Raw genomic sequence first — 12,998 nt, 5'->3', positions numbered from 1 at the left:
TTGAGTTTCCGTCATGGGGCTTGAGCCGATCTCAATCGCGCCGCCCGCCGGGCAAGGGCAGAATGACCGAAAGCAGGAAGGAGGATGCCTTGGAAGATACGCGCATGGTCCACGACAGTTTCGATCGCCAGGGCCTGATGCATCACCTGGGGGCCGTACTCGACGTGGTGGAGCCGGGCTTCGTCCGCATCCGCCTGCCTTACGGCGACCACCTGACCCAGCAGCACGGCTTCTTTCACGCCGGCGCGACCACGGCCATCGCCGATTCCGCCGGGGGCTATGCCGGGCTCAGCCTGTTTCCCGAGGGGTCCTCGGTGCTGACGGTCGAATTCAAGGTCAATCTGGTGGCACCCGCCAAAGGCGAATGGCTGGAAGCGGAGGGCCGCGTGGTGCGCAGCGGCCGCACCCTCACCATCTGCCAGCTCGAGGTCTTCGGCGTGACCGGGGGCGAGCGCAATCTCGTCGCCCTCGGCCAGCAGACCCTGATGCGGATCGATGCCCGGGCGGAACGCCCGCCCGGGCTCGGGACCTAGAAGCCGGGCGCGGGGATCATTCCCCCGCCGCCGGATGGCCCGCGGGCGTGGCGCCGGCGGGCCGGACGGGGCTCGGGCTCGGTGCCGGTTCCTCGTCCTTCATGTGGTGATGGGCCTTCACCGGGCTGACCAGCGCATTGGCGATCAGGCCGATCACCAGCAGCCCTGCCATGGCGTACATGGTGGTGTTGTAGAGGTTCGGCGTCGGATCCACCGTGCCCTCGGGCGCGATCGCCATCAGCTTGGCCACCGTCACCGTCTTCGCCGCCACCAGTTCGTCCAGCTTGTCGACGCCGGCACCGAAGGCCGCCTGGAAGCGGGCCGGATCGACCTTGGCCGAAAGGTCGCGCAGCGCCGACGCCAGCGAGCTTTCGCGCAGGCTGGTGATCGCCAGCGGGCCGAGGACGCCCGCCGTGCTCCACGCCGTCAGCAGGCGGCCGTGGATGCCGCCCACGTATTTCGTGCCGAAGACGTCGGCCAGATAGGCGGGGATGGTGGCGAAGCCGCCGCCATACATGGTGAAGATGATCATGGTCGCGGCATAGAACATGATCAGCCAGGTCACCACCGGATCGGCGCTGACCGCCTGGGCGGAATAGGGGATCGAGAGATAGAGCGCGATCCCGAGGACGAAGAAGCAGTAATAGGTGTTCTTGCGCCCGATGTAATCCGACGCGCTCGCCCAGATGAAGCGTCCGCACATGTTGAAGACGCTGATCATCAGCACGTAGGTCGCGGCGAAGGCACCGTTCACGATCAGCGGCAGTGTGGTGCCGAAGATTTCCGTCATCATGGTCTTGGCGACACCGATCACGCCGATGCCGGCGGTCACATTGGTGCACAGCACGATCCACAGCAGATAGAACTGCGGCGTCTTCAGGGCCTGGTCGATGTGGACGTGCTTCCGCGTGATCATCTTCTTCGACGCGGCATCCTCCGCCGGCGGGGTCCAGCCCTTGGGCAGCCAGCCTTCGCGCGGCACGCGATAGGAGAAGGCGGCAATCATCATGACGACGAAATAGCCGATGCCCAGCGCGATGAAGGTCTCGAGGGCGCCGGTCGATCCGGTGCCGACGACATAGACGCCCTCGGGCCCCGGCACCGCCATGCGCGCCGCCTCGGCGGCACCGATGACGACGACCTCATGCATGGCGCCGCCGACTTCCGCCAGCCGGCGGCCGCCCTCGGTGACCATGCTCACCGCATCCGTCGTGCCGAGATATTGGGGCGCGACGTAGAACATCTTGAGCAGCCATTCCTTCAATGGCGCGCCGATCATGGCGCCGCCGCCGAAGCCCATGATGGCCATGCCGGTCGCCATGCCGCGCCGGTCCGGGAACCATCGGATCAGGGTCGAGACCGGCGAGACATAGCCGAGCCCGAGGCCGCAGCCGCCGAGCACGCCGTAACCCAGATAGATCAGCCACAGCTGATGGGTCGAGATGCCGACGGCGGAGACCAGGAAGCCGCCGCCCCAGAGGGCGGCCGCGGTTACACCCACCATGCGCGGGCCGACTTCCTCCAGCCATTTGCCGGCGAAGGCGGCGGAAAGGCCGAGGAAGACGATGGCGACGGAGAAGATCCAGACGACGGAGCCGAGCGACCAATCCTCCGGCGCGCCGGCGACGACGCCCAACTGGCGGGTCAGCGGCGGATTGAAGATACTCCACGCATAGACCGAACCGATGCAGAGATGGATGGCGATCGAGGCCGGCGGAACCTTCCACCGGTTGAAATCGTCATGTGCGACGATGTGCCTCTTGTGAAGCGACGCTGTGATGCCCATTGTACCCTCCCGTGGTCATTCTCTGTTGTGCCTTAAGGGGATTGATCGTCGGGGATGTCGCGGTGCCGATCAGGCACGGCTCTCCCCTCGCGGCCGGGATCGTTTCCGCCCGGGGCCGCGCGACAGGCGCGCTTTTCCTTCGATTGGTTTTCGTCAGCTCTTACGCGGTAGCAACTCCATGGCTTGACGGGCGAGCGGATCGAGACCCGCGCCGCCCTGATCGACATAGGCAAGGATGTCGCGGCGCATCCGCGGATCCCAGAACTTCACCAGATGATCGGCGATCTCCGCCGGGGCCGAGGTCTGGCCCTGCGCCTTGAAGAAGTCGGCGATCTGATTGGCCATGCGCACCAGCTTGTCGGGCTGCATCAGATAACTCCCGCCACCATGAGCGTCATCCCGGCGAAGGCCGGTATCTCTCGGGCGTAGGGCACGGTGCCCTTCCGTCGAAAGGTCCCGGCCTGCGCCGGGACGACGGGATTGGTACGAAGGGCGTTCATCGCTTACTCCGCCGCCTGTTCGGGGACGGCGATGCGCCGGCTCAGTTCCGTGTGCTCGCGATAGTGTTCCTGCCAGTCGCTCGGCCCGTTGGAGGGGGCGACCTGGACCGCCGTCACCTTGTATTCGGGGCAATTGGTCGCCCAGTCCGAATAATCGGTGGTGATGACGTTGGCCTGGGTCAGCGGGTGATGGAAGGTGGTGTAGACGACACCCGGCGCCACCCGGTCGGTCACCTTGACCCGCAGCGTGGTCTCGCCCGCCCGGCTTTGCAGGCGCGCCCAATCGCCCTCCTTCAGGCCCCGGTTCTCGGCGTCATGGGGGTGCATCTCCAGGAGATCCTCGGGGTGCCAGGCGGTATTCGCCGTCCGCCGCGTCTGGGCGCCGACGTTGTATTGGCTCAGAATCCGGCCGGTGGTCAGCAGTAGCGGGAAGCGCGGGCCGGTCTTCTCGTCGGTCGGGACATATTCGGTGATGACGAATTTGCCCTTGCCGCGCGCGAAGCCGCCGATATGCATCACCGGCGTACCGTCCGGCGCCTTCTCGTTGCACGGCCATTGGACCGAGCCGGCCTCCTCCAGTTTTTCATAGGAAACGCCGGCGAAGCTCGGCGTCGTTGCCGCGATCTCGTCCATGATCTCGCTGGGATGGCCGTAGGTCATGGCCATGCCCATCGCCTGGGCCAGCTTCTGGGTCACTTCCCAATCCGCATAGCCGTTCTTCGGCGCCATCACCTTGCGCACCCGGTTGATGCGGCGTTCGGCATTGGTGAAGGTGCCGTCCTTCTCGAGGAAGGTGGAGCCGGGCAGGAAGACATGGGCGTAATTCGCCGTCTCGTTCAGGAACAGGTCGTGGACCACCACGCATTCCATGGCCGAGAGGCCGGCGGTGACATGTTTCGTGTCGGGGTCCGACTGCACGATGTCCTCGCCCTGCACGTAGAGGCCCTTGAAGGAACCGTCCAGCGCGGCGTCGAACATATTGGGGATGCGCAGGCCGGGCTCGTTCGACAGCGGCACGCCCCACAGCTTCTCGAAAATCTCCCGCGTCGCATCGTCCGAGACATGGCGATAGCCGGGGAATTCATGGGGGAAGGAGCCCATGTCGCAGGACCCCTGGACATTGTTCTGCCCGCGCAGGGGATTCACGCCGACGCCGGGCCGTCCCAGGTTGCCGGTGGCCAGCGCCAGATTGGCGATCGCCATCACCGTCGTCGTGCCCTGGCTGTGCTCGGTGACGCCGAGACCGTAGTAGATCGCGCCATTGCCGCCGGTCGCGAACAGGCGCGCCGCGCCCCGGATCGAGGCGGCGGGCACGCCGGTCAGCTTCTCCACCGCCTCGGGCGCGTGGCGCGGATCCGAGACGAAAGCGGCCCAATCCTCGAATTCCGACCAGTCGCAGAAGTCGCGGACGAATTGCTCGTCCACCAGGCCTTCGGTCACCACGACATGGGCAAGGGCGGTGACCACGGCGACATTGGTGCCGGGGCGTAAGGGAAGGTGATAATCGGCCTCCACATGGGCGCTCTTCACCAGATCGATGCGCCGGGGGTCGATGACGATCAGCCGCGCGCCCTGGCGCAGGCGTTTCTTGAGGCGCGAGGCGAAGACGGGATGGCCGTCGGTCGGATTGGCGCCGATGACGATGACGACGTCGGTCTCCTCGACCGAGTCGAAGTCCTGGGTTCCGGCCGAGGTGCCGAAGGCGGTCTTCAGGCCATAGCCGGTGGGCGAATGGCAGACCCGGGCGCAGGTGTCGACATTGTTGTTGCCGAAACCGGCGCGGATCATCTTCTGAACCAGATAGGTCTCTTCATTGGTGCAGCGCGACGAGGTGATGCCGCCCACCGCCTCCTTGCCGTATTGGCCCTGGATGCGGCGGAATTCCTTGGCGACATGGGCGAAGGCTTCCTCCCAGCTCACCTCCTGCCAAGGGTCGGTGATCCTGGCCCGCACCATGGGTTTCAGGATCCGGTCCTTGTGGGTGGCGTAACCCCAGGCGAAACGGCCCTTCACGCAGGAATGACCCCGGTTTGCCTTGCCGTCCTTGAAGGGGACCATGCGCACCAGTTCGTCGCCGCGCATTTCCGCCTTGAAGGAACAGCCGACGCCGCAATAGGCGCAGGTGGTGACGACCGAATGTTCGGGCTGGCCGATCTCGACGATCGACTTCTCGATCAGGGTCGCGGTCGGGCAGGCCTGGACACAGGCGCCGCAGGACACGCATTCCGACGAGAGAAAGTCTTCATGGGCGCCGGGGGAGACCCGGCTGTCGAAACCGCGCCCCTCGATCGTCAGGGCGAAGGTGCCCTGGGTCTCCTCGCAGGCGCGGACACAGCGCGAACAGACGATGCATTTCGAAGGATCATAGTCGAAATAGGGGTTCGACCGGTCCTTCTCCATATGGGTGTGGTTCTCGCCCTCGTAACCATAGCGGACTTCGCGGAGGCCCACGGCGCCCGCCATGTCCTGAAGCTCGCAGTCGCCATTGGCGCCGCAGGTCAGGCAGTCGAGCGGATGGTCGGAGATATAGAGTTCCATCATGCCCCGGCGCAGGCGCTTCAGGCGTTCGGTCTGGGTCCGTACCTGCATGCCGTCCGCGACCGGGGTGGTGCAGGAGGCGGGCGTGCCCGGCCGGCCCTCGACCTCCACGAGGCACATGCGGCACGAGCCGAAGGCCTTCACGCTGTCGGTGGCGCAGAGCTTCGGCACCTTCGTGCCCATCTCGGCCGCCGCGCGCATGATCGAGGTGCCGGCGGGCACGGTGACGGCCTCGCCGTCGATGGTCAGGGTGACGGTGGTGGCGGATTTCACCGCCGGGGTGCCGTAGTCGTTTTCTTCGACGAGGGACATCAGGCGTCTCCTATTCCGCGGCCTGCGCCGTCTGGCGCGCCACGAAGTCGTCCGGGAAATGGTGCAGGGCGCTGAGCACGGGATAGGGCGTGAAACCGCCGAGCGCGCAGAGCGAGCCGAATTTCATCGTCTCGCACAGATCCTCGACCAGTTGCAGGTTGGCGGCGACGTCGCGCCCCGCCGCGATCTTGTCGATGGTCTCGACGCCACGGGTGGAGCCGATCCGGCACGGCGTGCATTTGCCGCAACTCTCGACGGCGCAGAAATCCATGGCGAAACGGGCCTGTTGCACCATGTCCACGGTATCGTCGAAGACCACCACGCCGCCATGGCCGATCAGGCCGCCGGCCTTGGTGAAGGCTTCATAATCGAAGGGCGTGTCGAACAGGGCCGGCGGGAAATAGGCGCCCAGGGGGCCGCCCACCTGCACCGCCTTCACCGGCCGGCCGGTCATGGTGCCGCCGCCGATCTCATTCACCAATTCGCCAAGCGTGATGCCGAAACCGACTTCGAACAAGCCGCCATGGCGCAGATTGCCGGCCAGCTGGATCGGCATGGTCCCGCGCGACCGCCCGAAGCCGACCTCGGCATAGGCCGCGGCGCCCTTGTCCAGGATGAAGGGCACGGCGGTCAGGGACAGGATGTTGTTGATCACGGTCGGGCGGCCGAACAGGCCCTCGTGGGCCGGCAGCGGCGGCTTGGCCCGGACCTGGCCGCGCTTGCCCTCGATGCTTTCGAGGAGTGCCGTCTCCTCGCCGCAGACATAGGCGCCGGCGCCGGTCCTGATCTCCATGTCGAAGGCGCGGCCCGAGCCCATGACCGACGGCCCGAGGAAGCCGGCATCCCGCGCCAGGCCGATCGCCGCCTCCATCACCGCGATGGCATGGGGATATTCGGAGCGGGTGTAGAGGTAGCCATGGGTGGCGCCGACCGCCATGCCGGCGATCGCCATGCCCTCGATCAGGTGGAAGGGATCGCCCTCCATCAGCATGCGGTCGGCGAAGGTGCCGCTGTCGCCCTCATCGGCATTGGCGACGATGTATTTCCGGTCCGCCTTCGCCTCCAGCACCGTCTTCCACTTGATGCCGGTCGGAAAGCCGGCGCCGCCGCGCCCGCGCAGGCCCGATCTGGTCACCTCGTCGACGATTTCGGCGGGGGGCAGGGTGATGGCGCGGGCCAGCCCCTTCCAGCCGTCCATGGCCGCGTAGTCGCTCAGGGACAGCGGCGCGATCACGCCGCAGCGCGCGAAGGTGAAACGGGTCTGCGCCTTCAGGAAGGGAATCTCCTCGGTCGGGCCCAGGCCGCCGCGCCCCTCCGCCATGCCGGCATCGAAGAGGGCGGGCACGTCTTCCGCCTCGACCGGGCCGAAGGCCATGCGCCCCTCGGGCGTCGCCACTTCGACCAGGGGTTCCAGCCACAGCATCCCGCGCGAGCCGTTGCGGATGATGCGGGCGGCGATGCCGCGCTTGCCCGCCTCGATCCGGATCGCCTCGGCGACGGCGTCGGCGCCGACCGCAAGTGCGGCCGCATCCTGGGGGACATGGAAGGTGACGCTCATGACAGGGTCTCCGCCACGATGCGCTCCGCCTTGTCGGGCGTCAGGCGGCCGCACAGGCGCTCGTCGACCATGGCCGAGGGCGCGGTGGCGCACAACCCCAGGCAGTAGACGTTCTCCAGGGTCACGCCGCCATCCGCCGCCGTCTCGCCGAAATCGAGGCCGAGGCGGCTGGAAATCCGTTTCGCCACCGCCTCGCCGCCCATGGCCTGGCACGCCTCGGCCCGGCACACCTTCACCACATGGCGGCCGGCCGGGGCCTGGCGGAAATCGTGATAGAAGGTGACGACGCCGTGGATCTCGGCGCGGGAGCGGTTCTCGGCATCGGCGATCATCTGGATCGCGGCCTCGGGGATGAAACCGAACGCCTCCTGAATGGCGTGCAGGGTCGGCAGGGTCGGGCCCGGCATGTGGCCATGCGCGGCGATGATCGCCCCCAGGCGCTCCAGATCGATGGAATCCCTTGCCGTCACCGCGTCTCCACCCTTCGTTAGAGGCTTTCCAATCGCAGCCTCCGCCGATCGCCGATGGTGATCAAGGGGGTGGTCCCCATGCTGCAATAGACAAAATCTATTAAAAATCACTCATCGGCCGCAATTGCCGGGGCGACGGACTCGGCGGTTTTGACCAGGGCGGCGGTCAGGGGGGTCATGGGGCCGTGGTGGGGGACGACGAGGCCGATGGTGTGGGCGGCGTCGGGCTCCTGGATCGGGATCGAGCGGACGGTTTCGGGCAGGCCCAGGGTGGCGGCCAGTTTGGCGGGCATCACGCTCGCCCATTTGCCGGTCCGGACATGGGCGAAGAGGGCGATCATCGAATTGGATTCGAGGGTCGGGCTGACCTTCACGCCGGCGCCCTGGAGCAGGCGGTCGATGATGCGGCGGTTCTGCATGTCGGGGGTCAGCAGGCACAGCGGCACCTTGCCGACCTCGGCCCAGGTGACGCTGCGGCGATGGCCCAGGGGGGCGTCGGGCGCCGTCAGCAGGCGATAGCGTTCGCGATAGAGCGGGACCACGGTGACCCGGCCCAGCGGTTCGTTGTCGATATAGGTGAGGCCGGCATCGACATCGAGAGTCTCGAAATGGCGCAGCATCTCGATCGACGACATCGATTGAATGGTGAAATGCACGCCCGGATGCTGGGCGCGATAGGGTGTGGTCAGGCTCTGCACCATGGGCAGCGCGGTCGGGATCGCGGCGATGCGCAGGTGTCCGACCAGGCCCCGGCGCATGGCGTCGACATCCTGGCGCAGCCCCCGGTCGTCGGCGACGATGCGCCGGGCCCAGGTCAGCACGCGCTCGCCCTCCGGCGTCAGGCCCTGAAAGCGGGAGCCGCGCTGCACCAGGCGCACCCCCAGTTCCGCCTCGAGCTGCTTGATGCCGGCGGAAAGCGTGGGCTGCGTCACGTCGCAGGCTTCCGCCGCGCGGCCGAAATGTTTCTCGCGCGCGAGCGCCAGCAGGAAGCCGAGCTTGTTGATCATGGCGCGCCCATGAAGCTCTCCGCCCGGGCCAGATCCTCGGGCGTGTTCACGTTGAAGAAGGGATCGGGCGGGCCCTCGTGGAAATCGACGCCGCAGGCGGAATGGCGGGCGACGAAATCGCGGATGCGGGTGATGCCGTCGACGCGCAGCGCGCGTTCCAGATCCTCGACGATCGGCGGCGACCACAGTGCCGCCAGCCAATGGCTGCGCCCGCCCGAGCGGGCGAAGGCGATGACGTCATGAGCCGCCGTCAGGCGCGGCGCCAGATCGCGCGGCACGAAGGGCTCGTCCACCGTCACCGTCAGCAGGGGGCGGTTCGGCGCTTCCCGCGCCAGCCAGCGCAGTCCCGCCAGCACGCCCGCCAGCGGCCCCGGATAGCCGGCGACCGTATCGGGCACCACGGGCAGGCCGAAGCCGGTAAAGTCACCGGCGTCGCCGTTCAGGTTGAGGGCCAGGGGGCCGCATTGCGGCGCCACCCGCTCGATCACATGGGTGAGGAGGGGCCGGCCGGCGAGGGGGGCGAGGCCCTTGTGGCCGCCGCCGAAGCGCAGCGACCGGCCGCCGGCCAGGATCAGACCACCAGGGATCATGGCAGGACTCCCGAAAAGGGCAGGAAGGCGACGGGATCGCCGGGGGCGATGCGTTGCGTGGCCTCCGCGATCTCGATGAAACCGTCGGCGCCCACGGTCCAGGCCAGATTGCCGGCGGCATTGCGCGCGACCCGCTCGATACCCCGCGGGCCGAGGCGGCCGGGCAGCAGGGCGCGGTCGCCCGCCGGCTTCTCGTAGGAAAAATCGGCGGGCAGGGTCAGCCGGGGCAGGGGACGCGGCATTTCCCCCGCCAGCAGGCGGACCAGACATTGCCCGATCAGGGCGAAGGTGACGGCGACCGCGCCGGGATTGCCCGGCAGGCCGAGCACGGGTGTTCCCCCGATCAGGCCGAGGCCGACCGGCCGCCCCGGCTTCAGGGCGACGCGGTGGAACAGCATGGTGCCGGCGGCGCGGATGACGGCGGGGATGTGATCCTCCTCCCCCACCGACATGCCGGCGGTGGTGATCACAAGGTCGTTCTCGGCGGCGGCCATGGTCAAGGCGTCGGCGATGGCCGCCCGGTCGTCCGGCAGGATCGGCCATTCCCTGAGGTCGCAGCCGAGCCGCGTCAGGAGACCGCGCATCAGGGGCCGGTTGCTGTCGATGACCTGATGGGGGGCGACCGGGCTGCCCGCCGGGCGCAATTCGTCGCCGCTGGACAGCAGCGCCACCCTGAGCGGCGCCCGGACGGCGAGGTGCGTGCAGCCGATGTCGGCCAGCAGCCCGAGATGCAGGGCGCCGATCCTGAGGCCGGCGGGCAGCACCACATCCCCGGGTTTCAGCACTTCGCCCGCCCGGCGGATGTTGGCGCCGGGCGGCGGTGGCGGCTCGGGCACCACCAGGGCCCCGTCCAGCCGGCAGCATTCCTGCATCGCGACGCGAAGGGTGCCTTCGGGCACGACGGCGCCGGTGAAGATGCGCGCGGCTTCGCCTTCACCGAGGGGCCCGGCCAGGGGATGGCCGGCGGCGGAACGTCCCACGATCCGGAACGGCCCGTCGCCGGGGCCGAGGGCATAACCGTCCACGGCCGAATTGTCCGCCGCCGGCAGGGGCGCCGTCGCCGTGACTTCGGCGGCCAGCACGCGGCCCGGGGCGCTCGCGCTGTCGACCTCGACGGAGGCGGTCGCGGGGCCGAAGCGGGCGGCGATCAGCGCCAGCGCATCGTCCAGGGTGATCATGGGCAGGCGACGGCTCAAACCAGATCCCTTTCGATCAGAAAGGCGAGAACGGCGTCCAGATCGTCGAGCGGCAGATGGGGCACCGGCACGCCGGCGAGCGGCGCCGGGCTCGCCACCGCGACGATATGGGGATCGTCCGGCTGCAGCAGGGGCTTTCCCACCTCGGGCCGATGGACCTCGATCTTGGGGATCGGGTCGCGCTTGAAACCTTCGACGATCACAACGTCGACCGGCGCCAGTTTCGCGATCAGGGCGTCGAGCGTCAGTTCGGGCTCGCCGCGATATTCATGCATCAGGGCGAAGCGCCGCGACGAGGCGACGAGGACTTCATGGGCGCCGGCCATCCGGTGGTCGTGGCTGTCCTTGCCCGGCTGGTCGACGTCGAAATCGTGATGGGCGTGCTTGACGGTGGAGACGCGGCGCCCGCTTTCGATCAGGGCGGGGATCAGGCGTGTGACCAGGGTGGTCTTGCCGCTGCCGCTCCAGCCGGCGAAGCCGATCAGCTTGGTCATGGACGGATCCGTTCGGCATGGCTGAAGATCGTATGGCGCGGCCCGCGCGCGAAGGCGACCAGGGTCATGCCGAGTCCCTCCGCCAGTCGGACCGCCAGCGCCGTCGGGGCGGAAACGGCGCAGACCACGGCAATGCCGGCGCGCGCCGCCTTCTGGACGATTTCATAGGAACAGCGGCTGGTCACCACCATGAAGCCGGCGGCGGGATCGAGGCCGGCGCGGGCCATGGCACCGGTCAGCTTGTCGACCGCATTGTGACGCCCGACGTCCTCCCGGATCAGACGCACGGCACCGTCGGGCCCGGCGAAACCGGCGGCATGGACGGCGTGGCTCTCCCGGTTCAAGGCCTGGCCGGCGGCAAGTCCCGCCATGGCGGTGGCGATCACATCGGCGCCGATGGTCGGGCCGGCCGGCACCGTGCCGGGGCGGATCAGGTCCAGGGCCTCCAGGCTCTCGATGCCGCAGAGGCCGCAGCCGGTGCGCCCGGTCAGGCTGCGGCGTCGTTCCTTCAGGCCGGCGAAGCGCGCGGGCGCGATTTCGATCGTCAGTTCGATGCCGGCATCGTGGTCGATACGCTCGATGTCGCGGATCTCGGCCGCGCGCTCGACGATGCCCTCGGCCAGCGAGAAGCCGATGGCGAAATCCTCCAGATCGGCCGGGCTCGCCATCATCACGGCATGGGAAATGCCGTTGTAGACCAGGGCCACCGGCACTTCGTTCGCCAGCACGTCGTCGATCGTCGAGCACCCGCCGTCGTCGTCGCGGCGCAGGCCCGGGTGGCGCAACAGCGTCGGATGGGGCGGGGGGCACGTCTCGTCGGGCATCGGCCTCTTCTCCTCGGTCCCGACTGTTGTGGACCTAGCGGCGCGGAAGCGTCAACAGGCCGCGCCGACGGGTGGCGCGGCATGGAAATCCGACGATTTACCATTTCGTAGGAAATCCGGCCGTAAAGCCTTGCATGCGGCGGCGCAACAACAATTCATGCGTGCCGATCCGTCATCGAGGAGAGAAACCCACATGTCCCTTTCGCGTCCCCTGGCGGCCGAATTCATCGGCACCTTCTGGCTGGTGCTTGGCGGTACCGGCAGTGCCGTTCTCGCGGCCGGCGTGCCCGACCTCGGCATCGGCTTCGCCGGCGTCTCGCTCGCCTTCGGTCTGACCGTGCTGACTGGCGCCTTCGCCTTCGGCCATATCTCGGGCGGCCATTTCAATCCGGCCGTCACCCTCGGCCTCGTCGCCGGCGGCAAGTTCGAGGCCGGCCGCGCCGCGCCCTATATCGTCGCGCAGGTGCTGGGCGCGATCGTCGGCAGTACCGTGCTCTATGCCATCGCGACCGGCATTCCCGCCTTCGATGTCGGTGCTGGCTTCGCCTCCAACGGCTACGGCGAACATTCGCCGGGCGGCTATTCCCTGGGGGCCGCCGCCGTCACCGAAGTGGTGCTGACCTTCGTCTTCCTGATGATCATCCTGGGCTCGACCAGCGACCGCGCGCCCAAGGGCTTCGCGCCGATCGCCATCGGCCTCGCCCTGACCCTGATCCATCTGATCAGCATCCCGGTCACCAATACGTCGGTCAATCCGGCGCGCAGCACCGGCCCGGCGCTCTTCGCCGGGGATTGGGCGCTGGCGCAACTCTGGCTGTTCTGGGTCGCCCCCATCGCCGGCGCGGTGATCGCCGGCATCGTCCACCGCTGGCTCGACCGCCGCTGATCGCGGTCAGTCAGGTCGCCGATCAGGCCGCGGGCTTCGCCTCGAAGCCCGCGCGCTCGATCGCGGCGATCACGGGCGCCGGATCGACACCGTCGGCGAAGCTTACCTTGCCTTCGGCCAGATCCACGGTGATGGCGAGGTCCGGCGCCGCCTTTGCCACCGCCTTCTCGACCGATTTGACGCAGCCACCGCAGGTCATGCCGGTCACGTTCAACACTTGCATGGTCGTTCTCCTGTCTCGACACGCTCCCTATGTGGGGCTTCCCACAGTGGGAAGGTCAAGGGTGCTCGATGCTGCATTTTG

General features: G+C 68.1%; 13 protein-coding genes. 2 read left to right on the top strand and 11 right to left on the bottom strand.

The genetic code is table 11. From position 1 onward, the window contains the following. The first annotated feature begins 89 nt into the window (after window positions 1-89). Complete coding sequence (locus L2U69_RS11325; protein ID WP_329605395.1) at window positions 90-533, top strand: PaaI family thioesterase; 444 nt, start codon at window positions 90-92, stop codon at window positions 531-533. A 16-nt stretch (window positions 534-549) separates the two neighbouring features. Here L2U69_RS11325 and L2U69_RS11320 read toward each other — a convergent pair whose 3' ends face one another. The 10 genes from L2U69_RS11320 to fdhD form a co-directional block, all read right to left on the bottom strand. Then, entirely contained in the window at window positions 550-2,319 is a 1,770-nt protein-coding gene (locus tag L2U69_RS11320; protein WP_236106934.1) for an OFA family MFS transporter, read from the bottom strand. 153 nt (window positions 2,320-2,472) lie between these two features. After that, complete coding sequence (locus L2U69_RS11315) at window positions 2,473-2,688, bottom strand: formate dehydrogenase subunit delta (protein WP_236106933.1); 216 nt, start codon at window positions 2,686-2,688, stop codon at window positions 2,473-2,475. Between the two features lie 134 nt (window positions 2,689-2,822). Continuing rightward, the gene (fdhF, locus tag L2U69_RS11310; RefSeq protein ID WP_236106932.1) at window positions 2,823-5,669 is read right to left on the bottom strand and encodes a formate dehydrogenase subunit alpha; all 2,847 of its coding nucleotides are present in this window, start codon (window positions 5,667-5,669) and stop codon (window positions 2,823-2,825) included. A gap of 10 nt (window positions 5,670-5,679) precedes the next feature. Further along, window positions 5,680-7,227, bottom strand: a complete 1,548-nt coding sequence (locus tag L2U69_RS11305) for an NADH-ubiquinone oxidoreductase-F iron-sulfur binding region domain-containing protein (protein WP_236106931.1) — start codon at window positions 7,225-7,227, stop codon at window positions 5,680-5,682. After that, window positions 7,224-7,697 (bottom strand): formate dehydrogenase subunit gamma, encoded by a 474-nt coding sequence (locus L2U69_RS11300; protein WP_236106930.1) that lies wholly within the window; start codon window positions 7,695-7,697, stop codon window positions 7,224-7,226. The genes L2U69_RS11305 and L2U69_RS11300 overlap by 4 nt, the downstream gene beginning before the upstream one ends. A 107-nt stretch (window positions 7,698-7,804) precedes the next feature. Next, window positions 7,805-8,704: a LysR family transcriptional regulator gene (locus L2U69_RS11295; RefSeq protein WP_236106929.1), complete on the bottom strand. Its 900-nt coding sequence runs from the start codon at window positions 8,702-8,704 to the stop codon at window positions 7,805-7,807. Further along, a complete protein-coding gene (mobA, locus tag L2U69_RS11290) occupies window positions 8,701-9,294 on the bottom strand; it encodes a molybdenum cofactor guanylyltransferase MobA (RefSeq protein ID WP_236106927.1) in 594 nt (197 codons plus the stop codon). Before mobA ends, L2U69_RS11295 begins: the two co-directional genes overlap by 4 nt. Continuing rightward, window positions 9,291-10,490 carry a molybdopterin molybdotransferase MoeA gene (locus L2U69_RS11285; protein ID WP_236106926.1) on the bottom strand — a complete coding sequence of 400 codons (1,200 nt, stop codon included), beginning with the start codon at window positions 10,488-10,490 and terminating at the stop codon, window positions 9,291-9,293. The genes mobA and L2U69_RS11285 overlap by 4 nt, the downstream gene beginning before the upstream one ends. Continuing rightward, a complete protein-coding gene (gene mobB, locus L2U69_RS11280) occupies window positions 10,487-10,984 on the bottom strand; it encodes a molybdopterin-guanine dinucleotide biosynthesis protein B (RefSeq protein ID WP_236106925.1) in 498 nt (165 codons plus the stop codon). The genes L2U69_RS11285 and mobB overlap by 4 nt, the downstream gene beginning before the upstream one ends. After that, window positions 10,981-11,808, bottom strand: a complete 828-nt coding sequence (gene fdhD, locus L2U69_RS11275; protein ID WP_236106924.1) for a formate dehydrogenase accessory sulfurtransferase FdhD — start codon at window positions 11,806-11,808, stop codon at window positions 10,981-10,983. Before fdhD ends, mobB begins: the two co-directional genes overlap by 4 nt. Before the next feature lie 193 nt (window positions 11,809-12,001). On the opposite strand from fdhD, the gene aqpZ reads away from it, so the two are divergent. Next, window positions 12,002-12,694, top strand: coding sequence for an aquaporin Z (aqpZ, locus tag L2U69_RS11270; protein WP_236106923.1), 693 nt, complete (start codon window positions 12,002-12,004; stop codon window positions 12,692-12,694). A 22-nt stretch (window positions 12,695-12,716) separates the two neighbouring features. Here aqpZ and L2U69_RS11265 read toward each other — a convergent pair whose 3' ends face one another. Next, complete coding sequence (locus L2U69_RS11265) at window positions 12,717-12,917, bottom strand: heavy-metal-associated domain-containing protein (RefSeq protein ID WP_236106921.1); 201 nt, start codon at window positions 12,915-12,917, stop codon at window positions 12,717-12,719. Window positions 12,918-12,998: the final 81 nt, after the last annotated feature.

Source organism: Zavarzinia marina (assembly GCF_021568905.1).
Taxonomy (GTDB): domain Bacteria; phylum Pseudomonadota; class Alphaproteobacteria; order Zavarziniales; family Zavarziniaceae; genus Zavarzinia; species Zavarzinia marina.
This window is presented reverse-complemented; position numbering and strand designations above follow the sequence as displayed.

What these genes read in the sequence shown, in the direction of transcription:
- L2U69_RS11320 (WP_236106934.1), bottom strand. Translation starts at nt 2,319, where the DNA reads ATGGGCATCACAGCGTCGCTTCACAAGAGGCACATCGTCGCACATGAC.
- L2U69_RS11315 (WP_236106933.1), bottom strand. Translation starts at nt 2,688, where the DNA reads ATGCAGCCCGACAAGCTGGTGCGCATGGCCAATCAGATCGCCGACTTC.
- fdhF (WP_236106932.1), bottom strand. Translation starts at nt 5,669, where the DNA reads ATGTCCCTCGTCGAAGAAAACGACTACGGCACCCCGGCGGTGAAATCC.
- L2U69_RS11305 (WP_236106931.1), bottom strand. Translation starts at nt 7,227, where the DNA reads ATGAGCGTCACCTTCCATGTCCCCCAGGATGCGGCCGCACTTGCGGTC.
- L2U69_RS11295 (WP_236106929.1), bottom strand. Translation starts at nt 8,704, where the DNA reads ATGATCAACAAGCTCGGCTTCCTGCTGGCGCTCGCGCGCGAGAAACAT.
- mobA (WP_236106927.1), bottom strand. Translation starts at nt 9,294, where the DNA reads ATGATCCCTGGTGGTCTGATCCTGGCCGGCGGCCGGTCGCTGCGCTTC.
- mobB (WP_236106925.1), bottom strand. Translation starts at nt 10,984, where the DNA reads ATGACCAAGCTGATCGGCTTCGCCGGCTGGAGCGGCAGCGGCAAGACC.
- fdhD (WP_236106924.1), bottom strand. Translation starts at nt 11,808, where the DNA reads ATGCCCGACGAGACGTGCCCCCCGCCCCATCCGACGCTGTTGCGCCAC.
- aqpZ (WP_236106923.1), top strand. Translation starts at nt 12,002, where the DNA reads ATGTCCCTTTCGCGTCCCCTGGCGGCCGAATTCATCGGCACCTTCTGG.
- L2U69_RS11265 (WP_236106921.1), bottom strand. Translation starts at nt 12,917, where the DNA reads ATGCAAGTGTTGAACGTGACCGGCATGACCTGCGGTGGCTGCGTCAAA.